We start from the raw sequence: 24,219 nt of genomic DNA, 5'->3' as shown, positions 1-24,219 counted from the left end.
GCATGGATGGGAACATGATCATCTATGTCATTGCCGGCCTGGCATTCCTGACCATTGCCGGGCTTGGCCTGGCGTTGACCGGCGGGCAGAACGACAATGCGCGCAAGCGGGCCAAGGCCATCGGGTCCGGTGGGACAGGGGCCGGCAAGCGCGGAAAGGTGATGGACGAGAACGCCAAGCGCCGCCAGAAAACCCAGGAAATGCTGGAGAGCATGCGGAAGCAGGACAAGGAGCGCCGCAAGTCGATCCAGCCCCAGAACCTCAAGGCGCGCCTGACGCAGGCCGGGCTGGACGTTCCGGTTTCGGCTTTCTGGATCTTCTCCCTGATCCTCGGCATGGGGCTTGGCGGTCTGGTCTATGTGCTGGGCTTTGACGGGCTGGTCATCAGCGGCATTTCGTTCAAGAGCCGTCCGGCGCTGGTCGGCGGCGCGTTCTTCGTCGGCGCATTCGGCTTGCCGCGCGTGCTGCTCGGCTTTCTCACCAATGGCCGCAACAAGAAGATGATCAACCAGTTTGCTGATGCGCTGGACATCATCGTGCGCGGCGTGAAATCAGGCCTGCCGCTGAATGAAAGCGTCCGGATCATTTCCCGCGAATCCCCTGAGCCGCTGCGTACCGAATTTGCCATGCTGTCGGACAATCTCGCCATGGGCGCCGGGCTCGAGCGGTCCCTGGGCACATTCTACAAGCGCGTGCCCCTTCAGGAAGTGAACTTCTTCATGATCGTGCTGATGATCCAGTCCAAGGCGGGCGGTAACCTGTCCGAGGCGCTGGGAAACCTGTCCAGCGTGATCCGGGCTCGCAAGATGATGCGGGAGAAGGTGAAGGCAATGTCTTCCGAGGCGAAAGCCTCCGCGATGATCATTGGTGCGCTGCCCTTCGTGGTCGGGTTCCTGGTCTATCTGACGACCCCGGCCTATATCATGCAGCTGTTCACTACCGATACCGGTCATCTGTTCCTCACCATTGGTGCCGTGATGATGTCCATGGGCATCTTCGTGATGCGCAAGATGATCAATTTCGACCTTTAGGAGACGGCGATGACGGACATTCTGACATCGCTGGCCAAGCCTGACGCCATTGCCGCCCTGCTCGTGGCGCTGGCCGTGTTCGCGACGGTGATCTCCATCCTTCTGCCCTATCTGCAGACGGACAAGCTGGAGACCCGCCTGAAGGCGGTGACCGAACAGCGCGAGAAACTGCGTAAGCAGAGCCGCGCGGCCATGGAGAACAAGGGCCTTCGGCGCACGGATGATTCCATGGTCGGGAACATCTCGTCGAAGCTGAACCTCGCCAAGGCCCTGGAAGACCCGAACATTGTGGACAATCTGGCGAAGGCGGGACTGCGTGGACCAGCACCGCTGGCTGCGTTCTATTTTGCGCGGATGACCCTGCCCTTTGCCGGCGCGCTGCTGACGTTTCTGTATATCTTCTTCGTCAATGATCACGGCTTTTCCATGCCGCTGAAATACGGCTCGCTCCTGTTCGGGGCCGCGGCCGGCTTCTATGCGCCGAACCTGTATGTCAGCAATGTTGCGCAGAAGCGCCAGCAATCGATCATGCGGGCCTTTCCGGATGCGCTGGACATGCTGCTGATCTGTGTTGAGGCGGGCATGTCCATCGAGCTGGGCTTTTCCAAGGTCAGTCAGGAAATCGGGTCCGCCTCACCGGAACTGGCGGAAGAGTTCGGCCTGACCGTCGCCGAGCTTTCCTATCTGCCGGAACGGCGCCAGGCCTATGAGAATCTTGCAAAGCGAACCGGGAATGAAGGTATCAAGGCCGTCTGTATGGCACTGGGCCAAGCCGAACGTTACGGTACGCCGCTGGGCGACGCCCTGCGCATCATGGCAAAGGAAAACCGGGACATGCGCATGGCGCAGGCCGAGAAGAAGGCCGCCGCCCTGCCAGCGCAGCTGACCGTGCCGATGATCCTTTTCTTCCTGCCGGTTCTGTTTCTGGTGGTGCTGGGGCCAGCCTATATCGGCTTCAAGGCATCGCAGGGGGACGGCTCGTTCGCACAGGCACCGGTCGAGCGGAGTGACACGAACAGGGGCTGAGGTCCGGGTGACTTCAGTAAGGCGCGCCCGTCGGCTGGACCGGCGGGCGCTGCCGTTTCTGCTGGCGATCAGCCGGGTGTGCGGCGCAGCCGCAGGCCAGACCCGGCCGGAGACGGGGCAGGGTCTTCGGCTTCTGCATCCGCAGACGGGCCCGCCAGGGCAAGACCGCCGCTGTCGACCGGGACCGATGTGCTGGGGGAGGGGGTGACCGCTTCGGGCGCCGGGTCCGGTGCGGCTTCCAGCGCTTCCCAGGACCGGACCGGCTGTACCATGGCGCGCAGGAGGTCGGTGTTCTTCTGCACAATGCTTTCCGGTGCGAACCGGCTGGAAACTTCCGCCATCTCGTCATATCGGCCCTGCAGGCCCAGGATGAGCGCCAGATTTTCGGTCACGCGCAAATCGGCGTCAGGCTGGGCGGCTGCCGTGCGAAGCTTTGCCTCGGCGCCTGTGAGATCCCCGCTCAACGCCAGCGAGAGGCCGTAATTGGTAAGGGTTGTGGTGCGGCTCGGATCCAGTGCCAGCGCCTTGTCATAGGCGGCCTGTGCCATGTCGTGGCGCTCCATCTTGTCCAGCGTAACGCCGAAAGCAGACCAGGCTTCCGGGCGGTCTGGAGCAAGAACTGCAGCCTTTTCGTATGCGCGGGCGGCGCCCATCATGTTGCCTTCTGCGGAAAACACCCGGCCCAGCGCCATCAGCGCTTCCGTGTTTTCCGGGTGTTCGACCAGTGTCTTGGACAGAACCTCGATGGCCCGTTCATTGGAGCCAATTCCGCGCAGGGCCGCCACGAAGGTCATGGCCGTATCGAGATCTTTCGGATTCTTGTTGTACTCATTGGACCAGAAATTGGCCTTGGTGAGCGGATCGGAATTGTTCGCCGCCTCGATCTCTTCCGGCGTGGCCGGTTTCATCGCATCTTCAATGGCGCGGGCAAGTTCTGCCTGTGCTTCCTGTTCCGGATCCGGCGCGGAGGCGCATGCGGCAACCGCCAGACACAGCGCAGTCAGGGACGTTTTGGCTCTGGACATCGGAAAGCTCCGGGTTTGTATCTGGTGCACTGCCAGTGAGTCTGGACCTGAGGGCGTCAAGGATCAGTTAACGCCTCACCAGATTCCATTAACTCTTCGCCGTGAAAGGCCCCGTTTCCATGCACAAGAGCTTCACCGCCGACCCGAAGGGCGCCGTTGACGTCTTCCTCTACACTGCCGCCGAGTTCAAACTGTTGGAGAACGATCCGTTCCCCTCTGCCCGATCCATTGCCGAGGGGCAGGATTTCACCGGTGCGGCAGGTCAGATCGTGCTGGTGCCCGGCGACAAGGGTGATCTTGCCCGGGTCCTGTACGGCCTCGGCAAGGGCAAGGACGCCCTGGCCGTCGCAGGCCTGTCTGCCAAGCTGCCGAAGGGGACCTACCGCGTCCTCGCTTCAGGGGGGCTGCGCTTCGACCAGATCGCAGCCGGATGGGCCGACGGCGCCTACCAGTTCGATCGCTATCTCAAGGACAAGGCTGCGCCACCGCAATTGCTTCTCCCCGAAGGGCAGGATGCCGACGCGCTGAGCCGGGAGGCGGATGCGTGCACCCTGCTGCGGGACCTGGTGAACACACCCGCTGCCGATATGGGACCCCAGGACATTCAGGCGACCATTTCCAACATGGCGGAACGGTTTGGCGCAACGCTGACCACCATTATCGGGGATGCGCTTCTGGAGCAGAACTATCCGATGGTGCACGCGGTCGGCCGCGCGGCGGTTTATGAGCCGCGCTTCATGGAACTCGAATGGGGCGACCCTTCCCATCCCAAACTGGCGCTGGTGGGCAAGGGGGTCACCTTCGATTCCGGCGGGCTCGACATCAAGCCGGGGTCCGGCATGCGAATCATGAAGAAGGATATGGGCGGCTCGGCCCATGTGATTGCCCTGGCGCAGCTGATCATGAGCGCGAACCTGCCGGTGCATCTGAAACTCTATGTCCCGTCGGTGGAAAATGCCGTGGCCGGCAATGCCTTCCGTCCGGGGGACGTGCTGTCCAGCCGCAAGGGCCTGACCGTCGAGATCGACAATACCGATGCTGAAGGCCGCCTGATCCTGGCGGATGCGATTGCCCGGGCCTGCGAGGAGAAACCGGACCTGTTGATCGATTTCGCGACCCTGACAGGGGCCGCACGCGTGGCGCTCGGACCGGACCTGGCGCCATTCTATACGGATGACGAAGACATTGCAGACGCCATTGAGGCAGGCTCGAAGGCCTCCGGTGATCCGGTCTGGCGCATGCCGCTATGGGATCCGTACCTGGCCGATCTGAAAAGTCCGATTGCCGATCTCGTCAATTCAGGAGGACGCTTCGCCGGATCGATCACGGCGGCCCTGTTCCTGAAACAATTCGTGGATGTTCCGAGCTGGATGCATTTCGATGTCTGGGCCTGGCGGCTCGGAAAGTACGGGCGGCCGGAAGGGGCGGCGCCTTGCGGCCTGCGGGCAGCCTGGTCCATGCTGCACACCCGATTTGGCGAGGATTGAGACGAGGAAAGCGGATGGCGCGGATTTGGCTGCTTGTTCTGACGGGCGTGCTTCTGGCCGGGCAGGGACTGGCGCAGGCACCGGAGATGGTGCGGGTTCCGGCGCCGGAAGACACGGCATCCCTTCCGCTTTATGAAGACAATGGAGCAGGCCTGGCCGATACCGAAATCTGGACCGATACCGGCACGGAACGCTGGGCACGCAATGTCTCCCATCCGACCCTGCTGCCGGTCTTGCCCGATCCTGAAGTGGCCACCGGCGCAGCCGTGATCGTTGTGCCCGGCGGCGGGTTCCAGTTCGTCTCGATGGACAATGAAGGCTATCCGATTGCGCACTGGCTGGCCGAACAGGGCGTGGCTGCTTTTGTCCTGAAGTATCGCGTCATGCAGACGCCGGAACCGGAAGCGGAGTTTGATGCGCACATGCAGCGCAGGTTCGCCCCTACGCCCGACATGACCCCGATTGATGTGCGCCCCGGCATTCCGCCGGCTGTGGAAGATGCCCAGGCGGCCCTCGCCATGGTGGAGGCCCGCGCTGCGGAATGGGGCATCGACCCGGACCGTATCGGCATGCTGGGATTCTCGGCCGGAGCAATCACGACCCTCGGCACCGTTCAGGCCGAGGACGGCGCGTACCGTCCGGATTTCATCGGCTATATCTACGGCCCGATGACAGCTCCGACCGTGCCCGAGACGGCGCCGCCCATGTTCGTGGCCCTGGCGGCCGATGATGCGCTGTTCGGGCAACAGGGATTCGGTCTGGTGGAAGCCTGGCAGTCTGCCGGCAAGCCGGTGGAGCTGCATTTCTATGACAGCGGCGGACACGGGTTCGGGTCATATCGGCGCGGAAACCCGGCGGATGGCTGGTTCGACCAATTCCTGCGCTGGATGGATGGGCGCGGTCTGCGCGAGGCAGAAGCCGACCAGGAGCCGGTCAGTCGATGATATCGGGACTGAGCACGCGCACTTCCGACAGCCGGATGGCCTCACGCACACGGCCCCGCAGGACCAGCGTGTCGATGTTTTCGGGATCGGATATCATCGCCGCCTCGACATCGGCCATGGCGGCGTCCAGCTGATCGAGATTGAGATGCGCTTCTGCCCGGAACTGGCGGGCGATGGACATGCCGGGGGCAAGCGCGAGTGCGAGATCGAGATCCTTCTTCGCGTCTGACCATTGGCCGAGCATCAGATGGGCGCTGGCCCGGTCCACCAGCAGGTCCGGCGTGTCCGGCTTCAGCTTCAGCGCGTTGGTGAATGTGACAATGGCCGCTTCGGGAGCTCCGGCCTGCAGCCAGGCATTGCCGGACTGGACGAGGTATTCCGCGCGTTGGTCGATGGTGCCGCCATCGACCGAATTGGCCAGTTGTTCCAGGCGGGCGGCGCCTTCATCCTCGCGGCCGAGGGCAATCAGCGCCAGCGCCGTGCATTGGCGCGCACCGGGCCGGTTGCCCTGATAGGTCCAGGTCAAACCGTCCTCATAGGCTTCTTCGGGATCGATCTCGATCTTGGCAACGCAGGCTTCCAACCGCTCGGCCTCACGCGCATCAATGGTCGCGCTGGCAGACTGCGACAGGGCCAGGGAGGCGACGGCGAGGGCTAGGAGAGACATGGATCAAAGGCTCCGGAGACGGTATCAGGGGTGTTAGACCCGACAGGAGCTGCCAGCGCAAATGACAGATACGACATCTCTGCTTTTTGTCTTCGGGCTCGGCTATAGCGCGTCGCGGCTGGCTGAACGGCTCAAGGCGCGCGGGACAACCGTCGCTGGCACGGTGCGGAGCGAGGAGAAGGCCGCCGCCCTGCGCGCCGACGGGGTCCGGGCCGAAGTGTGGAACGGACAGGGGCTGCCGGACATCCCGGACGGAGCACACTGGCTGGTGACGCTGCCGCCGGATGAGGCCGGATGTCCGGCGGCGCGGGTCGCGACCTGTGCCGAACCGGGGGCGGCCAGCGTGACCTATCTGTCCACGACGGGGGTGTATGGAGACCTTGGGGGTGGCTGGGCGATGGAGTGGAGCCCGGTCAATCCCGGCTCTGACCGGGCCAGGGCGCGGGTTCTGGCGGAGCAGCAATGGATGGATGCGACGGATGGTGCGGCGCGGATAGTGCGCCTGCCGGGCATCTACGGTCCGGGCCGCTCGCCCTTCGGGAAGCTGCGTGAAGGCAAGGCGCATCGCGCGGTCAAGCCGGGGCAGATTTTCTCGCGCGTGCATGTCGACGACATTGCCCGCGGCCTCGAGGCCCTGTTGGACCGGCCCGACCTGCATGGCATTTTTCATCTGTGTGATGACCTGCCGGCTCCACCACAGGATGTAACGGCCTTTGCCGCCGACCTGCTGCAGATGACGCCGCCCCCGGAAGTGGCGTTCGAGGCGGCGGGACTCAGCGCCATGGCGAAGAGTTTCTATGCCGAGTGCAAGCGCGTTTCCAATGCGCGCGCCAAGGCAGCGCTTGGCTGGCGGCCCCTGTACCCGACATATCGGGAGGGTCTGCGCGCCGTGCTGGCGGCGGAGGACGGCCGATAAAAAAGCCCCCTCCGGTCAGGAGGGGGCAGGTATCGGGGATAATTTCTCGTATTATTGTGTTTTCGGATTATGCGGTCACGGAGTCGCGCTGGCGGGCATGCTTGCCTTCGCAGATCTCTTCCACAATCTTGGCGTTGAAATCGCCCAGATCATCCGGTGAGCGGGACGTGACCAGGCCACCATCAACGACAACGGACTGATCCTTCACGATGCCACCGGCATTCTTCAGATCCTGCTGGATGGCGGGGTAGCCGGTGACCTCGCGGCCATTGACGAGATTGGCCGAAATCAGAACCTGCGGGCCGTGGCAGATCGAGAAGACCGGTTTCTTCTGTGCAAAGAAGTCCGATACAAAGGATTTCGCCGTCTCATTGGTGCGCAGGGCGTCCGGGCTGAACAGGCCCCCCGGGATGAGCAGGGCGTCGAAATCGTCGGCCTTGGCCTCGTCCAGGGACAGGTCGACCTTGTATTTGTCGCCATGTTCACGATGCTGGTTGGCATGAATGAAGCCTTTTTCGGTCGAGACGATCATGGTCTCGCCGCCTGCGGCCTCGATGGCTTCTTTCGGGCTGGTCAGTTCGATTTCCTCGAATCCGTCAGCTGCGAGGATCGCCATTTTTCGGCCTTGTGCGCGTTGGTTTGACATGGGGCATGTCTCCTTGATCTGGTGTTGTCACCGCGCTGCAACCCATGGTGAGGGAGCGCGGGCGGACGGATCATCCCGTCCTGCACCAGATCAATGGCCGGGCAGGGCCATCGTTCCGATTAAATCGGGGAAAGGTCAGGCCTTCGCCGCATGCGCAATGTCGGCGCAAGTCGCCTTCAGCCGGGCGATGTCCTGATCGCGCGACAGACGATGGTCACCATCCTTGATCAGGGTAAAGATCAGATCGCTGGAGGTGATCGTGTCGACAAGCCGTTCGGCATGCCTCCACGGCACATCCGCATCCTCTTTGCCCTGAAGAATGCGCACGGGCACATCGATCTGGATGGGAGCGTCGAGAATTTGCCAGGTCCGGCCATCTTCGATCAGGTTCCGGGTGATGGTGTAGGGTTCGTCATAGTCCGATGGACGCAGCGTGAATCCCTTTTCCATGATTTCCGCCTGCGCGTCAGGTGAAAATTCCGGCCACATCAGCTTTTCGGTGAAGTCTGGCGCCGGGGCGATCAGCACGAGCCCGGCAACGCGCGCCGGCCGGGCGAGCGCCGTCAGCAGCGCCATCCAGCCCCCCATGCTGGAGCCGACAAGGATGACAGGCCCGGATGTGTGCGCGTCAATGGCGGCCAGCGCGTCCGCCCGCCAGGCGGATATCGTGCCATCTTCAAAGGCGCCGTCTGACTCGCCATGCCCGGAATAGTCGAAGGCGAGAAAGCCATGCCCGGCCGTTCTGGCCCAGGCTTCGAGTTCGGTGACCTTGGTGCCGCTCATGTCGGACTTGAAGCCGGACAGCCAGACGAATGTTAGCGGCGAACCGGTCGGCGCCGACGCCCGGTAGGCCAGGCGGCGTCCGTCGGGAGAAGTGAAATAGGACGTTGTCATTCGTCTCCCGTTCCTTCATCTGTTTCGCCTGTCAAGCGAGTGGGAGAATTTTCGTCTTGCCCGATTTCCCGGACCTGACCGGCAGGACCATCCTGCAGGTGGCCCCCGAACTGTCTGCGGGGGGCGTCGAGCGGACCGTGCTGGAGGTGACCGAAGCCATCGTGGCGGCAGGCGGGCGCGCCTTGCTGGCGAGCCGTGGCGGACGCCAGGAAGCGGCATTCGAGGCATTGGGCGGCGAACTGTTTCGCATGGATGCCAAGTCCAAGAATCCCGTCGTGCTGAAACTGAATGAAGGCAAATTGAAACGCCTTATCGCGCGGGAAGGGGTGGATCTCGTCCATGCCCGCTCGCGGGCGCCGGCCTGGAGCGCCTATTGGGCCGCGCGGGCGATGGGCGTGCCTTTCGTGACCACGTATCACGGGGCCTATTCCGGCAAGACGAAGCTGAAGAAGCGCTACAATTCCGTGATGGCAAAGGGCGACCTTGTGATCGCTAATTCGCAATGGATTGCCGAGCATGTGAAGACAGAACATGGCGTGCCGTTCGAGAAGGTCGTCACCATTCCGCGCGGCGTCGATCTTGTGGCGTTTGATCCATCAGCGGTTCCGGTTGAACGGGTGCGGGCGATCCGGTCTGCGCTGGGCCTGGCCGAGGACAGCCGGAAGATCCTGCTGTTGCCGGGCCGCCTGACGGAGTGGAAGGGCCAATTGGTGGCGATCGAGGCGATGGGCCTCCTGTCACCGGAAGAGCGGGACGGGCTGGTGCTTGTGCTGGCGGGCGATGCGCAGGGCCGGAGAAACTATGTTGAGCGGCTGGAACAGGCGGTGGTGGCGCATGGCCTCGACCGCGGTGTCATCATGTCCGAGCACATTACCGACATGCCGGCCGCCTATCTTGCCAGCGACATCGTGCTGGCGCCGTCCGTCCGCCCGGAAGCTTTCGGCCGGGTGGCTGCGGAAGCGTCTGCCATGGCGCGGCCGGTCATCGTCTCCGATCATGGGGGAGGCCGCGAAACGGTGATCGATGGCGAAACCGGAGCCCGTGTCGAACCGGGCAATGCGCAATCCCTGGCAGGGGCCATCCGGGCCCTGTTGTCGGTCGGCGCGCTGGCCCGGGACGGCATGGGACGGGCCGGTCAGCTGCATGTTCGGCAGCATTTCTCCAAGCGGGGGCTTCAGGCGGCGACGCTCGGCGTCTATAAGACCTTGCTGGACTAGGGGAAATTCGAGGCGCAGATGGCAAAACCCGGCAAATCGGCCAGTCCCGTAAACCCGGGCGAGGCGGCCGAGAAAGTGCTTGTGATCAAGCTGAGCGCGCTCGGCGACTTCGTGCTGGCCCTGGGGGCCATGAAAGCCGTTCGGGTGGCCCATCCGAAAGCCCGCATCACGCTTCTGACTACGCCGCCCTACAAGGACTTCGCCGAACTCTGCCCCTATGTGGACGAGGTCGAGACCGATGGCCGGCCGGACACGATGAAGGCGACGGCGGCGCTGATCTCGCGCATTCGCAAGGCGAAGTACGACATTGTCTATGATTTCCAGACGAGTGGCCGGACAAAGAACTATTTCACTGCCCTCAACAAGACAGGAAAGGCGCCGCTCTGGTCCGGACATCACGAGAAGGCGGCCTTTTTCCACGACAATGCCGATCGGGCGACAATGCATTCCATTGACCGCCTGGCCGAACAGCTGGAAGTGGCCGGCGTGGCACCGGGGGGGCGCTGGCTGGGCAATTCGGCGCCGAAGCCCGATTTGTCCTGGGTGCGCCCGAAACTTCTGGATGCGCCCCGCCTTCAACCCGCCTATTTCAGTATTGAAACGCCCTACATGCTGCTGATTCCCGGCGCATCGGCGCACCGGGAGGCCAAGCGCTGGCCTGTCGAGAATTATGCCGAACTGGCCAAACGCGTGGCCGATGCAGGTGTGACGCCGGTGATTATCGGCGGAAAGGCGGAAGGTCAGCTGGCGCATGAGATCGTGCGCAAGGAGCCGCGCACCAAGAGCCTGACAACGCGGACCGACCTGTTCCAGATCGTGACCCTGGCGGAGAAGGCGTTGTTTGTCGTGGGCAATGATACGGGCCCGATGCATATGGCGGCCATTGCCGGGGCCCCCGGCGTCGCCCTGTTCGCGCTCACGGAGAGCAATCCGGACCATGCAGCGCCCCGCGGCGCACAGACCATCATCATCAATTCAGCCCCGACCCTGGCCGAATTGAGTGTGGATGATGTCTGGCAGTCTGTCCGGGCGCTGGGTGTGCTGCCGTCTTGACGTGTCGCCTGAAGTGTAGAATGGCCGTGCGCCTTGAAGATGCCTGCAATAATGGGCATATTCGCCATATTCGAAACAGCGAAAAAGGAGATTCGCCATAGCTCGCAGACCAGACACCGGTGGACCGCAGAAAGCCACTGGCCCACGTATCAATGATGACATCCGCGCCGCCAAGGTTCTCTTGATTGATGAGAACGGCGAAAAGCAGGGCGTAATGCCCCTGATGGCCGCAATGGATGCCGCCCGTGAAGCGGGTATGGACCTGGTTGAAGTGTCACCGAACCAGGAAGTGCCCGTGGTCAAGATTCTCGACTATGGCAAGCTTCGGTTTGAAGAGCGCAAGAAGAAGGCCGCAGCGAAGAAGAAGCAGAAATCTTCGGAGCTGAAGGAAATCAAGATGCGCCCGAACATCGACACGCATGATTATGGCGTGAAGGCGAAGGCGATGGCGCGCTTCTTCGAAGCGGGCGACAAGGTGAAAGTCACCCTGCGTTTCAGGGGCCGCGAAATGGCGCACCAGCATCTGGGCATGGAATTGCTGCAGCGGGTGAAAGAGGATTTCGAGGAAACGGCAAAAGTGGAACTGGAGCCGAAACTCGAAGGTCGCCAGATGACCATGGTGCTCGCGCCGCGCTGATCGCGGCGGACAGACGACCAGAAAAAAGCCGGACGAGCAGGGCGCTCGTCCGGCTTTTCATTTTGGGGCGATGCGGACCTACTGCCCGGCGCGGATGAAGTCCCGCACATCCTCCGACAGTTTTTCGCCATCACTTTCGGCGAGATACATCATGTGACCTGAATCGTAATAGTCGAACTGGACGCGGTCGAGCACGACGCCATTCTTGCGCAGGGACATTTCCGCGCCGAAGAAGGGCGTGGCCAGATCATACCAGCCGGAAGCCAGCAGCACGCGCAGGTCCGGGTTTTCCCGCATGCCCTTGCCGAGCCAGGGCGCGACATTGACATAGGATGGCCAACCCCGCTGGTTCACACTCCAGTTCCATTGCGAACCGGGTTCGCCGGTCAGAACCTTGTAGGGGCGGGTGAAGTCCACTTCGAGTTCGCGGGTCAGATAGTCATTGATCGCGGCGACATAGGCGACGTCCATGCCGTAGCCGGATGGATCATTCTCCGGCGTCTCGCCCGTGCCCTCGCTGTCGACGCCCTTGTAGCGGCTGTCGAACCGGCCGACCGTATAGCCTTCGCGGCGCAGGAGTTCCTTGCGGAAGCGATGCGGATCGACACGCAGATTGGCGAGACGAATCCATTCCGGAGACAGGCCGATGAAGTCACTCATTTCCTGGGCGATGCGGATCTCGTCGGCCTCGCTGAGGGTGGAGCCCCGGATCAGGGCAGGGGCCAGCGTGTCGGTGGCGTAGGTGCGCGCAGCTTCGACAAAAGCGTCGAAATCATTGTTCCATTTCGCCTTGTTGGCCTTGCCATGATGCCAGGCGGTAGCCGCTTCGGTGGGGAAGAAGGCGAGATGGGCGGTGTCATTGCCCGGGGCGAACCGCGCAGTCTGGAAATCGAGGATGGCGGAGATCAGGATCACGCCATTGAGGCCGATGCCGTTCCAGCCACCTTGAAGTTTCTCTGTCAGCGCTGCGGCGCGCGTCGTGCCATAGCTTTCACCGGCGAGGTATTTCGGGCTGTTCCAGCGGCCGTTTTCGGTCAGCCAGATACGGATGAATTCGGCAATGCTCTCGGCATCCTCGTTGACGCCGTAGAATTCCTTGCCCTCGGTCTCGCCGAGCGGTCGGGAATAGCCGGTGCCGACTGGATCAATGAAGACGAGATCGGTGACATCAAGCAGGGAATTGCGATTGTCTCGGATCGTGTAGGGCGGGGCGCCGACATCCGAGGCATCGGAGGGGGTGATGACCTGTTTCGGGCCGAAGGCGCCCATGTGCAGCCAGAGCGAAGCCGAGCCCGGCCCGCCATTGAACACGAAGGTCACCGGACGCGCCGCCGGATTGGTTGTGGCCGTGTCGATATAGGATACTGAAAAGATGGCGGCGGTCGGCTCGTCCTTCGCGTCACGCAGATAGGTTTCGCTGGCGATGGTCTTGTACTTCACCGTCCTGTTGCCGAGGCGGAGGGAGTGATCGGACGTGAAGACCTGTGCGTCTGGAATGTCGGCGGTGTCTTTCTCGCCATTTGCGGCATCTTCGGCGAGGCCCGGCAGGGCGAGCACCGCCATGCAGGCGGCAAGGAGGAGTGTGCGCATGAAATGTACCCCTGAAACTTTATAACAAGGCTGGACCTTATTTCCGGCAGGAAGCGAGGGCAATAGCGATGTCGGTCCGGTTGATAGGGGTGCAATCACGGGTTAATATTCGTTATGGATATCGCGCTCCTGATCGCCTTGCTGGCTTTGCCATTCCTGTTCTGGAGGGCCTGGGTGGGCCTGAAAATGCCAAAGCGGCGTGCCGAGCGTGAGGCGCGGCGCAGAGCGATGCGAAATCGCCCGCAGTAACAGCATATCGGCCTCTTGATTCTCCGCCCGTGATCCGTCATAAGCCGCCACTTCCGAGCGGTTTGGGCGAACGGCATGCCCTCCAGCTCATGAACCCTGGGCCGCCTTCATGGTGAGAGCTCGCATACAGGAGAGATGAAATGCCGAAGATGAAGACGAAAAAGGCCGCTGCAAAGCGGTTCAAGATCACGGCAACCGGAAAGCTGAAGCACGGCGTCGCGGGCAAGCGTCACCGCCTGATCAGCCACAATTCCAAGTACATCCGCCAGAACCGCGGCACCAAGCTTGCTGCGAAAGCCGATGTGGCTCGCGTTGTGAAGAAATTCCTGCCCTACGGCCTCTAGGCCCGTTTCCGTTCAGATCTTGACTTAGGAGGCCTAGATGCCCCGTTCACGTAACAAAGTTCCCGCCCACGCCCGCCACAAGAAAATCCTGAAGCAGGCAAAGGGGTTCCGTAACCGCCGCAAGAATACGTTCCGCATTGCGCACCAGTCTGTCTGGGAAGCCGGTCAGTACGCCTATGTCGGCCGCAAGGTGAAGAAGCGGAAGTTTCGTTCGCTCTGGATCCAGCGTATCAACGCCGCTGTGCGCATCCATGATGACGAGATGAACTATTCCCAGTTCATCAACGGCCTGACGAAAGCCGGCATCGAGGTCGACCGCAAGGTCATGGCCGACATCGCCGTGCGCGAGCCGGAAGCGTTTGGTGCCCTGGTCAAACAGGCCAAGGCTGCCCTCGCTTAATCTGCCTGAAAGGCACAAGTGACAAAGCCCGGCCGTCAAAGCCGGGCTTTTTCTTTAAGGGCGTTTGCATGCGGGCCCGAAGCGCCTAAAAAGCCCGCTCGAACAGCAAAGGGAAGCGACCCCCGTGTCCGATATCAACACGATCGAAAAAGAGGCCCTGGCGGCAATTGAAGCGGCAGGGGACCTGGCCACACTGGACGAGGTGCGCGTGGCCGAACTTGGCAAGAAGGGCAGGGTCTCCGGCCTGATGAGCTCTCTCGGCAAGATGAGCCCGGAAGAGCGCAAGGAGAACGGCCCGAAGCTGAATGCGTTGAAGACCCGCGTCGATGCCGCCGTGCGCGCCCGCAAGGAAGCGCTGGAAGCCGCCGCGCTGGAAGCGCAGCTGGCGAGCGAGACGGTGGACCTGTCCCTGCCGCCGGCCCCCGGGCCGAGCGCCGGCGCGTTGCACCCGGTCATGCAGGTGTTCGAGGAAATTGCCGCCGTGTTCGGCGATATGGGCTTCACCGTCGCCGAAGGGCCGGACATTGAGGATGACTGGCACAATTTCACGGCGCTGAACTTCCCGGAAGGCCATCCGGCGCGCGAGACGCATGACACCTTCTTCATGCATGCGCTGGAAGGGGATGACCCGAAGGTGCTGCGCACGCACACCTCGCCGGTGCAGATTCGCACGATGATGAGCCAGAAGCCGCCGATCCGCATTCTGGTGCCGGGCCGTGTTTACCGCAATGACTGGGACGCGACGCACACACCGATGTTCCATCAGGTCGAAGGGCTCGTGATCGAGAAGAACATCCATATGGGGCACCTGAAAGGCTGCCTGATCGATTTCGTGAAGGCCTTCTTCGAGGTGGATGATGTGGAAGCGCGCTTCCGCCCGCATTTCTTCCCGTTCACCGAGCCGTCGGCCGAGATGGATGTGAAATACACCCGCAAGGGCGAGACGATCGAGATCGGCGCCGGCGACAGCTGGATGGAGATTCTCGGCAGCGGCATGGTGCATCCGAACGTGTTGCGCAATTGCGGCATCGACCCGAACGAATATCAGGGCTTCGCCTTCGGCATGGGCGTCGACCGTCTGGCCATGCTGAAATACGGCATGCCGGACCTGCGGCCCTATTTCGAGGCAGACCCGCAATGGACCCGTCATTATGGCTTCGCGCCGTGGAGCACGCCGAGCGTCAGTGGCGGCTTGAGCTGAGGACACGCCCATGGGCAACGGCAACAAGGTAGAGATGCTGATCGCGATCTGCGCGGTGATCACCAGCGTGATCGCCTTGTTCGTGGCGTGGGACCAGGGGCGCGTGATGCGGGCCCAGCAACATGGCGCAGTGTATCCGGTGATTCAGATTGACGGGTTTGTTTCCAAAACCGCCGACACCGCGTCGATGGGTATCCGTATTTCGAACAGTGGGGTCGGGCCTGCGCTTATCGAGCAGGTGCGTATGCTGAAGGATGGTGAGCCGATTGCGACCCTCACGCCGAAAGTCGAGCGTTTGCCGAAAGGTTATGATTTGTCCTGGGCGAGCCTTGTCGGTCGTGCCGTGGCGCCGGGCTCGGACGTGGTGCCTTTCCGGGTCGACTGGCCCCGTGACGGCATTTCGGATGACCAGCTTGACACAATTGCCACAGAGTGGAGCCAGCTGGACGCCGAAATCTGCTATTGCTCTGTATTCGAGAGATGCTGGACAACGCGGGGGCTCGGTATGGGGCGCACTATGGGCCGCGCGAAGCGCGTAAAAAGCTGCGAACGCAGCGAGGTGGACCTTTTTGAAGCCGTGGCGAATGCGTCGCGCACTTCAGACACCGAAACAATTTCGGAAGTGGAATAGACGATGAAATTCACCCTGTCCTGGCTGAACGACCACCTCGCCACAAAGGCGACGCTGGATGAGATCCTGGCCCTGATGCTGAAAGCGGGGCTGGAAGTGGAAGAGGTGGAAGACCCGCGCGACAAGCTGTCGGCATTCTCCGTCTGCAAGGTCAAGGCGGCCGAGCCTCATCCGGATGCGGACAAGCTGCGCGTGTGCACCGTCGACACGGTGGATGGCGAGAAGCAGATTGTCTGCGGGGCACCGAATGCCCGCGCCGGCATGACGGCGATTTACGCACCGCTGGGCGCCTATATTCCGGGCCTCGAATTTGCCCTGGACAAGAAGCCGCGCAAGATTCGCGGTATTGAGAGCCATGGCATGATGTGCTCGACCCGCGAACTGGAAGCGGGCGAGGATGATGACGGCATCGCCGATCTCGACGATGCGATCCCGCTGGGCACGCCCGCTGCCGATGCGTTGGGGCTGGACGATCCGGTCATCGACTTCGAAGTGACCCCGAACCGGCCTGACTGGCTGGGCGTACAGGGCATTGCACGTGATCTTGCGGCGGCCGGGGCAGGGCGGTTCCTGCATGCGGACGTCAAGAAAGTGGTCGGCAGCGGCGACTGCCCGGTGGACATCCGCCTGGACGCGCCGGACGCTTGCCCGGTGTTTGCCGGTGCCGTGATTGTGGGCGTGAAGAATGGTCCGTCACCAGACTGGATGCAGCAGCGCCTGAAAGCGGTGGGCATCCAGCCGAAATCGCTTCTCGTGGATGTCACGAACTATATCTCGCTGGACCGGGCCCGTCCGCTGCATGCCTATGATGCGGCGAAACTGTCCGGGACCGTCGTGGCGCGTCTGGGCCGCAAGGGCGAGAAGCTGGAAGCGCTCGACGGGAAGACCTATGAACTGACGGAAGAAATGTGCGTGATCGCCGATGACAGTGGCGCCATCGGCCTCGGCGGCGTGATGGGTGGCCAGTCGACGGCTGTGTCCGACGAGACGGTGGATGTGTTCCTGGAGAGCGCTTGGTTCGATCCGCTGCGGACGGCGCGCACGGGCCGCGCAACCGGTATCCACTCGGATGCACGCTACCGGTTCGAGCGCGGCGTGGATCCGCATGGTTGCGTGATGGGCCTCAATCTGGCGATTGCCCTGATCGTGGAATATGGCGGCGGCGCCGTATCGAAGCCGCGTCTGGTGGGGGAACCGCCGGTCGACACGAAAAAGGTGACATTCTATCCGGCCGATGTCGAGCGGCTGACCGGCCTGTCGGTCAAGCCGGCGGAGATGCGCCGGATGTTGAAGGATCTGGAGTTCGGCATCGAGGATGCAGGCGATGCATGGTATCTGACGCCGCCGAGCTTCCGGTTCGACATGGAACAGTCTGCGGACATCGTGGAAGAGATTGCCCGCCTGGTCGGCTTCGACCAGTTGCCGACGGCGTCCCTGCCGGCGCCGGAAGGCGGTGTGAAGGCGATCACCACACCGATGCAGGCGCGGGTGCGCTCTGCGCGGCGCGTCATGGCCTCGCGCGGCTTTCTGGAGACCGTCACCTGGAGCTTCATGTCGAAGGCGCATGCTGCCCAGTTCGGAAAGATCAATGACGCGCTGATGGTGGCCAATCCGGTGGCCAGCGAGTTGAATTACATGCGCCCGTCCGTGCTCGGGAATTTGGCGCAGGCCGCCCAGCGTGCCGCCAATCATGGCGAGCGGGGCGTACGCCTGTTCGAGGCCGGGCCGATCTATCTGGGCGATGGACCGAAGGACCAGCGCACGGTCGTGGCTGCCCTTGTCCGCCCGCACAATGAGCGCCATTGGCAGGGCGCCCCGGCCCCCTATGATTCCTTTGCCGCCAAGGCGGATCTGTTTGCCGTTCTGGACGCGCTGGGCCAGCCCGGCGAGCGGTTCCAGGTGGCCGCCCCGGCGCAGCCGCACTGGCATCCCGGACAGGCCGCAAGCCTGAAGCTTGGCCCGAAGGTGACGGTGGCGCATTTCGGCCAGCTGCACCCCGGTGTGCTGAAGGCGCTGGATGTGGATGGTCCGCTCTATGGGTTCGAGCTGAACCTGAATGCCCTGCCGCAGATGAAGGCCCGGGCGACCAAGACCAAGCCGGTATTCCAGCGCGCAGACCTGACGCCGATCCGTCGGGATCTGGCCTTTCTGGTCGACCAGTCGGTGCCGGCGTCAGACCTCGTGCGGCATGCGCAGGGCGCCGACAAGAAGCTGATCAGCCGTGTGGATGTGTTTGATGTCTATGAGGGCACAGGCGTGCCCGAAGGGCAGAAATCGATTGCCTTCGAGATGACCCTGCAGCCGCAGGAGAAGATGAAGGATGATGAAATCCAGGCGCTGATGGACAAGGTGGTTGCCTCTGTCGCCAAGGGCACGGGCGGCGTGCTAAGAGGGTAGGAGACACCAATCCCGGTGACAGGGGACACGCATGGGGCTGTATCGCTGGTTGCACAATGAACTCGTGCCGGAGGCCCGCAAATCCGGCATTTCTGTCACCAACTGGTTCATCATCAGCCTCGTCCTGGCAAGTTTCCTGTTCCTGGCGCTGGAGACCGAGCCGACCCTTGTGGCGATTCCGGAATGGCGGCGGGCCTTTGACTGGTTCAATGTCGCCGTTGTCGTCATCTTTGCCATCGAATACGTGCTGCGCGTCGCTGTGGCCGGATTGAGACCGGAATATGCGGGATTTGTCGGTCGCATCCGGTACATCACCCGCTTCTATTCGATTGCGGACCTGCTGGCCTTCCTGCCGGAGCTGATCGTGATGGTCGTGGGCGGCGGCATCCCGCTGATCGCGCTGCGTGTGTTCCGCCTGTTCCGATTGATCAAGATTGCCCGGTTTGTCCCGGCCTTTGACGTGCTGGGCGCAGCCATGCGGCGGGCCGGGTCACAGCTTCTCACCACGCTCGCCATGGCGCTGGCGCTGGTCTATGTGGCTGCCGTGCTGCTGTACTTCATCGAGGGCGTGGGGCAGGGGCGCGAGGAATTCGGCTCCATCCCGCGGGCCATCTGGTGGTCGATCGCCACGCTGACCACGGTGGGCTATGGCGACATCTATCCGGTCACCACGCTGGGCCGGATTGCGGCCTCGATCATCGCGATTGCGGGCATCGGCGTGGTCGCCCTGCCGGCCGGCGTGTTTGCCAGCGCATTTTCGGATGAGCTGCGCGAGCGACAGCTTCAGAAGCTGCAGGATCGCGTCGAGGAGGCCGAAGCCGAGGCGGGCGCTGCCCCCGAGGAGAGCAGCGCCTAGAGGGGCCTGAAAGCGCCTAGTCCTGCGCCTTCGAGCCGTTGGCTTCGGACTGGAGCATGGTGTAGCGCTCGATGCCGATGCGCTCGATCAGGTCGAACTGGGTTTCCAGATAGTCGACATGTTCCTCTTCATTGCTGAGGATCTTGCCGAACAGGTCGCGGCTGCCATAGTCGCGGACGCTTTCGCAGTATTCCATGGCGTCGCGCAGGAGCGGGATGGCATCGTTTTCCAGCTTCAGGTCGCATTCGAGGATTTCGTGCACCGATTCCCCAATGCGCAGCTTGCCGAGATCCTGCAGGTTCGGCAGGCCGCCGAGGAACAGGATGCGCTCGATCAGCCAGTCGGCGTGCTCCATTTCCTCAATGGATTCCTTGTATTCATAGTCGCCGAGCTTGCTGACGCCCCAATCGTGCAGCATGCGCGAATGCAGGAAATACTGGTTGATCGCCGTCAGCTCGTTCTTGAGGCATTTGTTGAGGAATTCGATGACCTTCGGGTCGCCTTTCATGGGGAGCTCCTGCGTGGATTGTGGATATGGGCAGCACCTAGGGTGATTGTGCCATTGGATCAAGAAAAAATCCAATAAAAACAATTGCATATGAAAGTGCGACACACTTGCAGGGCGCCGTTCCACACCATGTCAAAGCGTTTCAGGCCGTGTCAGAACGTTCCAGAACCGTGCCACACAGGGTGCGGAAGGTGCCAAAAGCACTGCGATTTCAAGGGCGGGTGTGGGCCTATTCGGCGGCGACCAGGGCCGGGGCGGCCGGACGGCGGTCCATCTCCTCGGAGATGATCTCGCCGATCGAGCAGCTGCATTTTCCGCACTGGAACTTGCAGCCATGATGCGCCTGCACGGCTTTCGGGCTGCGCGCGCCAGCATCGACGGCGGTGCGCACGCTCTTGCAGTTGATACGGTTGCAGACGCAAATGATCATGCGAACCATTTGCACGAGAATGCGAATGATTGTCAATCAAGTTTTTGCGCTTTGTTGCACATGCGGAATGGCCCGGACGGGGGCGCCGCCGGGCCAGTCTCATCTCAGCCCGCAGGCGGGGCTCAGGCTTCGGCGGTCTCGTCCCACTGGAACACGTCATCGAGGCTGACGCCGAAGACCCGCGCGATGCGGAAGGCGCTTTCGAGGGAAGGGGAGTAGCGGCCCTGTTCGATGGCGATCACGGTTTGCCGCGTCACGCCGATCTCCTTGGCGAGGGCCGCCTGGCTCATCCCGTCATGGGCCTCTCGCAGGGCCTTTACACGGTTCAGAATAGGGGGGCGTTTGGCCATGCTTACACGCCCCGGCGATAGAACAGGATGGTCAGGGCATATTCGGCCACTTGCGACGCGATCAGGCTGGCCACCGCAATGTGGAACAGCATGTTGCCATCGGCGAGGAAGTAATAGTGCCAGAGGCCCGCAAAGATGCCGAAGCCCAGCACATAGCCGGAGATATTGCCCGCGCGGCGCAGCACCTGCTTGTCGCGTTCATCCTCTGCGTCATTGGCCTCTTCGGGGTTGCTGGCTGCGATGATGATGTGGCTGATGATGGCGCCGAAGACCAGCATGCCGGTCGCCACGGCGATCAGCACGATGTTGGGGCCAATGGTCTCGCCCAGCGCCTCAGACCGGCTCCACACCTGATTGATATACCAGAGCCCGGTGAGCGAGAGCAGCAGGCCCATGATCCAGGCCGATTTTTCGTGAAAGGACATTTGATGTCTCCATGTCAAAAATTTCTTACATGACCCATATGGTCAAAGATTTTTGACATGTCAAATATTTTTTACGCTTTTGAGTTTGACATAATTGGAGAAAAGGTGACTTATTTAAGTTGAAAGCGATAAATGTTCGCGGAGAAGTGCGATGGCCCATAATTTGTTCATAGCCTACGACCTTACGAAACCGGGGCAGAACTATGATGCAGTGAGAGATGAAATTCAGTCTCTAGGACAGTGGTACCAATTTCAGTACTCGCTCTATTACGTTCATACAGCCTTAGACGCGCGGCAAGCGTATGATCGGGTGGCGAGGCATCTAGATCCGAACGATAGGCTCGCAGTAATAAACGCCGCAGAAGGGATCGTCAGCAATTGGGATCATCCGCCTATAGATGAAATAAACGCTATTTGGTTCTCGAGTTAGACAAGCGCAGTAACCGAGAATTAGGTCGACTGAGTTTTGGCAGAAACACTGCTACCCCCATTTCAGAAGTTCCGGAAGGAGGCTGCTATAGTTGGCCGTTTGCTGGCTGGATATGGAGAACTCGAGTATGAGTTAACGCTGTGTATGGGAGAAATAATAGGGAACGATGATCTGGCGAAACGGGTGCTTTACCGAATACGTGGAGAGCTGGCGCGGCAGCAAATTGCTGACGCGCTAATTTCCGGTCAGTTTAAGAAGAAGTCTCTAGATTTATATTATTTTCAGGTTGTCGAGCCTGCTTTGGGTCATTGTCGAGTAATAAGAAACCAATTTGCCCACGCACATTGGAACGTTAGCGAGGACGGTTCTTGTCTCTGTTTTGCGGATCCGGATAAAGCGGCAAAATCGAACCGCCATTACTCCCCAAATTTCCAGCGTGTGACGCACGATCTTCTCAAGCAACAAGAATCGTACTTTCTATTCACGCTTAAGGCACTTCGGTACTTGCGGTACGAGAACCAACTACAGTCCGGAAAAATTGTCGAACATTCATTTGTAAAACCGCGAAAGCGGTCAAAACCGCCTCGATGGAGTTAGTGTTCTCCCCCGTCACTCACTGTTGGGGAGATGTTTACAGGTGCAGCGCCGCTTGACCGCGCCCCCCGTGGCCTCTAGGTCCGGCGGACCTGTTTTCACTCAAGCATGACTGACATTCCCGATGACCGATCTTTCCGCGCTCGCCCAATCCGCAAAGGCCTGGCCGTTCGAGCTTGCCCGCAAGCTGGAACAGCGTGTGGAGCAGCAGATCAAGGCCGGCCAGCGGACAGTGGATGACCCGGTCACGTTCGAGACCGGCTATGGCCCGTCGGGCCTGCCGCATATCGGCACGTTTGGCGAAGTGGTGCGCACGACGATGGTGCGCCATGCGTTTGAGGCGCTGACTGGCGGCAAATACAAGACGCGGCTGATCTGTGTGTCTGACGATATGGACGGGATGCGCAAAGTGCCGCCGACCGTGCCGAACCCGGAAAGCCTGGAAGCCTATCTGCAACAGCCGCTGACGGCTGTGCCGGACCCGTTCGGCACGCACGCTTCCTATGGCGCGCACATGAATGCGCGGCTGTGTGCCTTCCTCGACCAGTTCGGCTTTGAGTATGAATTCCTGTCGGCCACGGAATGCTACAAATCCGGCCGGTTCGACGACATGCTGCGGGAGGCCGCGCGCAAGTATCAGGACATCATGGATGTGATGCTGCCGACGCTGGGCGAAGAGCGGCAAGCAACCTATAGCCCGTTCCTGCCGATCCATCCAGAGACGGGGCAGGTGCTGTATGTGCCAATGAAATCCGTTGACGGAGAGAAGGGCACGATCACGTTTGACGATGAAAGCGGCAAGGAATTCACGCTGCCGGTGACGGGCGGCCATGTGAAGATGCAGTGGAAGCCCGATTTCGGCATGCGCTGGGCCGCGCTTGGCGTCGACTTTGAAATGTTCGGCAAGGACCATCAGGCGAATGCGCCGATCTATTCGAAGATCACGCGCATCCTGGGCAAGCGCCCGCCGGAACAATATGTCTATGAGATGTTCCTGGACGAGAAGGGCGAGAAGATCTCCAAGACCAAGGGCAATGGCATCTCGGTCGAGGACTGGCTGAAATATGCCCCGGATGAGAGCCTCAGCCTGTTCCAGTTCCAGAAGCCGCGCGTGGCGAAGAAGCTTTACTTCGACGTCATCCCGAAGGCCGTGGACGAATATCTCACCTTCCTTGAGAAGTATCCGGCCGAGGCACCCGAGCGGCAGATCGAGAACCCGGTCTGGCACATCCATTCCGGCAAGCCGCCGGCCGAGACGACGCCGGTCAGCTTTGCGCTGCTGCTGAACCTCGTGGCCGTGGCGAACCCGGAAGACAAGAGCCAGCTCTGGGGCTTCATCTCGCAATATGCGCCGGAAGCCTCACCGGAGACGCACCCCCTGCTAGATGACCTCGCGGGCTATGCGATGAGCTATTATCGCGACTTCGTCCTGCCCCAGAAGACCTATCGTGCGCCGACGGAGGCCGAACGCGCCGCGATGGAGGATCTTTCCGCGCGGCTGAAGGCGTTTGACGGGGAGCGGAATTCCGAAAACCTCCAGACGCTGACCTTCTCGGTCGGCAAGGATCACGGCTTCGAGAATCTGCGTGACTGGTTCAAGGCGCTGTATGAAGTCCTGCTCGGCCAGAGCCAGGGTCCGCGCTTCGGCAGCTTTGCGGCGCTGTATGGCGTGGAGAATACCGCCCGCCTGATCGATGAGGCGCTGGCGCGGGGGTAGGGCGCAAGCGGCGAGTCCGGTGGCCCCCCCTCTAACTCCCCCCTTTCAGGGGGGAGAACAGCCCTCAAGCAAGGCTGGTGCTGTCTGGGTTCCTCCCCCTGGAAGGGGGAGGACAGGTGGGGGTCTGGTGCGGAGCTGAGCTGACCGAACCGTAACCCCGCTTCAACACTCCTCTGGTCTAAGGTGGGGCAAAGCCTTGAGGAGACTTTGCCATGCCCGCCCTTCGCCTTGTTCTTGTTGCGGGCCTGCTGGCCTGTCTTCCGGCCTGTCTTGCCACCAAGGTCGTGACCGTGCCGGTCAGTGTCGCCGGGGATGTGGTAGAAGGCACGGCCAAGGGCGCCTATGCGGTCGGGTCCGGCGTGGTCAGCGCAACCGGGGACGCGCTGGACGGGCCGGAGCCGGATGTGAAGCTGAAGGTGAAGGTCAAGAAATTCGGCGGCGGCACGAAGACCTATACGCGCACGGTCGAGTCCGACGACATCGAAAAGACGCTCGAAAAGATCGGCAAGAAGGGCACCATCATCGACGTGCAGGTCGAGCCGGCAGAGTAGGGG

Annotated in this window: 26 protein-coding genes; 16 read left to right on the top strand and 10 right to left on the bottom strand. The window is 61.7% G+C overall.

The window, feature by feature from the left end; genetic code table 11:
• The first annotated feature begins 2 nt into the window (after positions 1–2).
• Together HF955_RS03410 and HF955_RS03405 are read left to right on the top strand one after the other, a co-directional pair.
• A complete protein-coding gene (locus tag HF955_RS03410; protein WP_291077887.1) occupies positions 3–1,031 on the top strand; it encodes a type II secretion system F family protein in 1,029 nt (342 codons plus the stop codon).
• Positions 1,032–1,040: 9 nt separating this feature from the next.
• Positions 1,041–2,057, top strand: coding sequence for a type II secretion system F family protein (locus HF955_RS03405; RefSeq protein WP_291077885.1), 1,017 nt, complete (start codon positions 1,041–1,043; stop codon positions 2,055–2,057).
• 68 nt (positions 2,058–2,125) lie between these two features.
• On the opposite strand, the gene HF955_RS03400 is transcribed toward HF955_RS03405, so the two are convergent.
• Positions 2,126–3,082 (bottom strand): tetratricopeptide repeat protein, encoded by a 957-nt coding sequence (locus HF955_RS03400; RefSeq protein ID WP_291077883.1) that lies wholly within the window; start codon positions 3,080–3,082, stop codon positions 2,126–2,128.
• Positions 3,083–3,183: 101 nt separating this feature from the next.
• On the opposite strand from HF955_RS03400, the gene HF955_RS03395 reads away from it, so the two are divergent.
• Positions 3,184–4,569 (top strand): M17 family metallopeptidase, encoded by a 1,386-nt coding sequence (locus tag HF955_RS03395; RefSeq protein ID WP_291077881.1) that lies wholly within the window; start codon positions 3,184–3,186, stop codon positions 4,567–4,569.
• 14 nt (positions 4,570–4,583) lie between these two features.
• Positions 4,584–5,513 carry an alpha/beta hydrolase gene (locus tag HF955_RS03390; protein WP_291077879.1) on the top strand — a complete coding sequence of 310 codons (930 nt, stop codon included), beginning with the start codon at positions 4,584–4,586 and terminating at the stop codon, positions 5,511–5,513.
• Here HF955_RS03390 and HF955_RS03385 read toward each other — a convergent pair.
• Positions 5,503–6,180 (bottom strand): tetratricopeptide repeat protein, encoded by a 678-nt coding sequence (locus tag HF955_RS03385; RefSeq protein WP_291077877.1) that lies wholly within the window; start codon positions 6,178–6,180, stop codon positions 5,503–5,505. The two genes, HF955_RS03390 and HF955_RS03385, sit on opposite strands and share 11 nt — an antisense overlap.
• 61 nt (positions 6,181–6,241) lie before the next feature.
• Here HF955_RS03385 and HF955_RS03380 point away from each other — a divergent pair, with 61 nt between their 5' ends.
• On the top strand, positions 6,242–7,096 hold the full coding sequence (locus HF955_RS03380; RefSeq protein WP_291077875.1) for an SDR family oxidoreductase: 855 nt from the start codon (positions 6,242–6,244) through the stop codon (positions 7,094–7,096).
• Between the two features lie 67 nt (positions 7,097–7,163).
• Here HF955_RS03380 and HF955_RS03375 read toward each other — a convergent pair whose 3' ends face one another.
• Both HF955_RS03375 and HF955_RS03370 read right to left on the bottom strand, forming a co-directional pair.
• Entirely contained in the window at positions 7,164–7,742 is a 579-nt protein-coding gene (locus HF955_RS03375) for a type 1 glutamine amidotransferase domain-containing protein (RefSeq protein ID WP_291077873.1), read from the bottom strand.
• Between the two features lie 135 nt (positions 7,743–7,877).
• Positions 7,878–8,636, bottom strand: coding sequence for an alpha/beta hydrolase (locus tag HF955_RS03370; protein WP_291077871.1), 759 nt, complete (start codon positions 8,634–8,636; stop codon positions 7,878–7,880).
• Between the two features lie 56 nt (positions 8,637–8,692).
• Between HF955_RS03370 and HF955_RS03365 the strand changes: the two genes are divergently transcribed.
• The 3 genes from HF955_RS03365 (at position 8,693) to infC (ending at position 11,543) form a co-directional block, all read left to right on the top strand.
• Positions 8,693–9,853 carry a glycosyltransferase family 4 protein gene (locus HF955_RS03365; RefSeq protein WP_291077869.1) on the top strand — a complete coding sequence of 387 codons (1,161 nt, stop codon included), beginning with the start codon at positions 8,693–8,695 and terminating at the stop codon, positions 9,851–9,853.
• 18 nt (positions 9,854–9,871) lie between these two features.
• Positions 9,872–10,906 carry a glycosyltransferase family 9 protein gene (locus tag HF955_RS03360; RefSeq protein ID WP_291077867.1) on the top strand — a complete coding sequence of 345 codons (1,035 nt, stop codon included), beginning with the start codon at positions 9,872–9,874 and terminating at the stop codon, positions 10,904–10,906.
• A 97-nt stretch (positions 10,907–11,003) separates the two neighbouring features.
• Positions 11,004–11,543, top strand: coding sequence for a translation initiation factor IF-3 (gene infC / locus HF955_RS03355; RefSeq protein ID WP_291079299.1), 540 nt, complete (start codon positions 11,004–11,006; stop codon positions 11,541–11,543).
• A 78-nt stretch (positions 11,544–11,621) separates the two neighbouring features.
• On the opposite strand, the gene HF955_RS03350 is transcribed toward infC, so the two are convergent.
• Both HF955_RS03350 and HF955_RS03345 read right to left on the bottom strand, forming a co-directional pair.
• Positions 11,622–13,133, bottom strand: coding sequence for a peptidase S10 (locus tag HF955_RS03350; protein ID WP_291077865.1), 1,512 nt, complete (start codon positions 13,131–13,133; stop codon positions 11,622–11,624).
• Positions 13,134–13,235: 102 nt separating this feature from the next.
• Positions 13,236–13,433 (bottom strand): hypothetical protein, encoded by a 198-nt coding sequence (locus HF955_RS03345; protein WP_291077863.1) that lies wholly within the window; start codon positions 13,431–13,433, stop codon positions 13,236–13,238.
• A gap of 89 nt (positions 13,434–13,522) precedes the next feature.
• On the opposite strand from HF955_RS03345, the gene rpmI reads away from it, so the two are divergent.
• The 6 genes from rpmI (at position 13,523) to HF955_RS03315 (ending at position 19,211) form a co-directional block, all read left to right on the top strand.
• Positions 13,523–13,726: a 50S ribosomal protein L35 gene (gene rpmI / locus HF955_RS03340; RefSeq protein WP_027839518.1), complete on the top strand. Its 204-nt coding sequence runs from the start codon at positions 13,523–13,525 to the stop codon at positions 13,724–13,726.
• A 37-nt stretch (positions 13,727–13,763) separates the two neighbouring features.
• Positions 13,764–14,126 carry a 50S ribosomal protein L20 gene (rplT, locus tag HF955_RS03335; protein WP_027839517.1) on the top strand — a complete coding sequence of 121 codons (363 nt, stop codon included), beginning with the start codon at positions 13,764–13,766 and terminating at the stop codon, positions 14,124–14,126.
• 124 nt (positions 14,127–14,250) lie between these two features.
• Positions 14,251–15,327, top strand: coding sequence for a phenylalanine--tRNA ligase subunit alpha (gene pheS, locus HF955_RS03330; protein ID WP_291077859.1), 1,077 nt, complete (start codon positions 14,251–14,253; stop codon positions 15,325–15,327).
• Positions 15,328–15,337: 10 nt separating this feature from the next.
• Entirely contained in the window at positions 15,338–15,958 is a 621-nt protein-coding gene (locus HF955_RS03325; protein WP_291077857.1) for a hypothetical protein, read from the top strand.
• Positions 15,959–15,961: 3 nt separating this feature from the next.
• Positions 15,962–18,355, top strand: a complete 2,394-nt coding sequence (gene pheT / locus HF955_RS03320; RefSeq protein ID WP_291077855.1) for a phenylalanine--tRNA ligase subunit beta — start codon at positions 15,962–15,964, stop codon at positions 18,353–18,355.
• Between the two features lie 31 nt (positions 18,356–18,386).
• The gene (locus HF955_RS03315; protein WP_291077853.1) at positions 18,387–19,211 is read left to right on the top strand and encodes an ion transporter; all 825 of its coding nucleotides are present in this window, start codon (positions 18,387–18,389) and stop codon (positions 19,209–19,211) included.
• Positions 19,212–19,227: 16 nt separating this feature from the next.
• Here the strand turns inward: HF955_RS03315 and bfr are convergent, their stop codons facing one another.
• From bfr to HF955_RS03295, 4 genes are all read right to left on the bottom strand, one after another.
• Positions 19,228–19,719 carry a bacterioferritin gene (gene bfr / locus HF955_RS03310; RefSeq protein WP_291077851.1) on the bottom strand — a complete coding sequence of 164 codons (492 nt, stop codon included), beginning with the start codon at positions 19,717–19,719 and terminating at the stop codon, positions 19,228–19,230.
• 229 nt (positions 19,720–19,948) lie between these two features.
• Entirely contained in the window at positions 19,949–20,149 is a 201-nt protein-coding gene (locus HF955_RS03305) for a (2Fe-2S)-binding protein (RefSeq protein ID WP_027839511.1), read from the bottom strand.
• A 122-nt stretch (positions 20,150–20,271) separates the two neighbouring features.
• Entirely contained in the window at positions 20,272–20,499 is a 228-nt protein-coding gene (locus HF955_RS03300) for a helix-turn-helix transcriptional regulator (RefSeq protein WP_027839510.1), read from the bottom strand.
• A gap of 2 nt (positions 20,500–20,501) precedes the next feature.
• The gene (locus HF955_RS03295) at positions 20,502–20,924 is read right to left on the bottom strand and encodes a hypothetical protein (protein WP_291077847.1); all 423 of its coding nucleotides are present in this window, start codon (positions 20,922–20,924) and stop codon (positions 20,502–20,504) included.
• Between the two features lie 1,148 nt (positions 20,925–22,072).
• Here HF955_RS03295 and HF955_RS03290 point away from each other — a divergent pair.
• Positions 22,073–23,665 (top strand): lysine--tRNA ligase, encoded by a 1,593-nt coding sequence (locus tag HF955_RS03290; protein ID WP_291077845.1) that lies wholly within the window; start codon positions 22,073–22,075, stop codon positions 23,663–23,665.
• A gap of 212 nt (positions 23,666–23,877) precedes the next feature.
• Entirely contained in the window at positions 23,878–24,216 is a 339-nt protein-coding gene (locus HF955_RS03285) for a hypothetical protein (RefSeq protein ID WP_027839506.1), read from the top strand.
• Positions 24,217–24,219 lie beyond the last annotated feature (3 nt).

The organism is Hyphomonas sp., assembly GCF_017792385.1.
In the GTDB taxonomy this organism is placed as follows: Bacteria; Pseudomonadota; Alphaproteobacteria; order Caulobacterales; family Hyphomonadaceae; genus Hyphomonas.
The sequence above is the reverse complement of the archived record's forward strand: the minus strand, read 5'-3'. Positions and strand labels throughout refer to the sequence as shown.

Bases quoted from the DNA above. Each gene is read 5' to 3' on its own strand.
- HF955_RS03385 (WP_291077877.1), bottom strand. From the start codon at position 6,180: ATGTCTCTCCTAGCCCTCGCCGTCGCCTCCCTGGCCCTGTCGCAGTCT.
- bfr (WP_291077851.1), bottom strand. From the start codon at position 19,719: ATGAAAGGCGACCCGAAGGTCATCGAATTCCTCAACAAATGCCTCAAG.
- HF955_RS03360 (WP_291077867.1), top strand. From the start codon at position 9,872: ATGGCAAAACCCGGCAAATCGGCCAGTCCCGTAAACCCGGGCGAGGCG.
- HF955_RS03300 (WP_027839510.1), bottom strand. From the start codon at position 20,499: ATGGCCAAACGCCCCCCTATTCTGAACCGTGTAAAGGCCCTGCGAGAG.
- HF955_RS03325 (WP_291077857.1), top strand. From the start codon at position 15,338: ATGGGCAACGGCAACAAGGTAGAGATGCTGATCGCGATCTGCGCGGTG.
- HF955_RS03390 (WP_291077879.1), top strand. From the start codon at position 4,584: ATGGCGCGGATTTGGCTGCTTGTTCTGACGGGCGTGCTTCTGGCCGGG.
- HF955_RS03295 (WP_291077847.1), bottom strand. From the start codon at position 20,924: ATGTCCTTTCACGAAAAATCGGCCTGGATCATGGGCCTGCTGCTCTCG.
- HF955_RS03375 (WP_291077873.1), bottom strand. From the start codon at position 7,742: ATGTCAAACCAACGCGCACAAGGCCGAAAAATGGCGATCCTCGCAGCT.
- HF955_RS03315 (WP_291077853.1), top strand. From the start codon at position 18,387: ATGGGGCTGTATCGCTGGTTGCACAATGAACTCGTGCCGGAGGCCCGC.
- HF955_RS03410 (WP_291077887.1), top strand. From the start codon at position 3: ATGGATGGGAACATGATCATCTATGTCATTGCCGGCCTGGCATTCCTG.
- HF955_RS03405 (WP_291077885.1), top strand. From the start codon at position 1,041: ATGACGGACATTCTGACATCGCTGGCCAAGCCTGACGCCATTGCCGCC.
- HF955_RS03370 (WP_291077871.1), bottom strand. From the start codon at position 8,636: ATGACAACGTCCTATTTCACTTCTCCCGACGGACGCCGCCTGGCCTAC.
- rplT (WP_027839517.1), top strand. From the start codon at position 13,764: ATGCCCCGTTCACGTAACAAAGTTCCCGCCCACGCCCGCCACAAGAAA.
- pheT (WP_291077855.1), top strand. From the start codon at position 15,962: ATGAAATTCACCCTGTCCTGGCTGAACGACCACCTCGCCACAAAGGCG.
- rpmI (WP_027839518.1), top strand. From the start codon at position 13,523: ATGCCGAAGATGAAGACGAAAAAGGCCGCTGCAAAGCGGTTCAAGATC.
- HF955_RS03290 (WP_291077845.1), top strand. From the start codon at position 22,073: ATGACCGATCTTTCCGCGCTCGCCCAATCCGCAAAGGCCTGGCCGTTC.
- HF955_RS03285 (WP_027839506.1), top strand. From the start codon at position 23,878: ATGCCCGCCCTTCGCCTTGTTCTTGTTGCGGGCCTGCTGGCCTGTCTT.
- HF955_RS03350 (WP_291077865.1), bottom strand. From the start codon at position 13,133: ATGCGCACACTCCTCCTTGCCGCCTGCATGGCGGTGCTCGCCCTGCCG.
- HF955_RS03305 (WP_027839511.1), bottom strand. From the start codon at position 20,149: ATGATCATTTGCGTCTGCAACCGTATCAACTGCAAGAGCGTGCGCACC.
- HF955_RS03380 (WP_291077875.1), top strand. From the start codon at position 6,242: ATGACAGATACGACATCTCTGCTTTTTGTCTTCGGGCTCGGCTATAGC.
- HF955_RS03400 (WP_291077883.1), bottom strand. From the start codon at position 3,082: ATGTCCAGAGCCAAAACGTCCCTGACTGCGCTGTGTCTGGCGGTTGCC.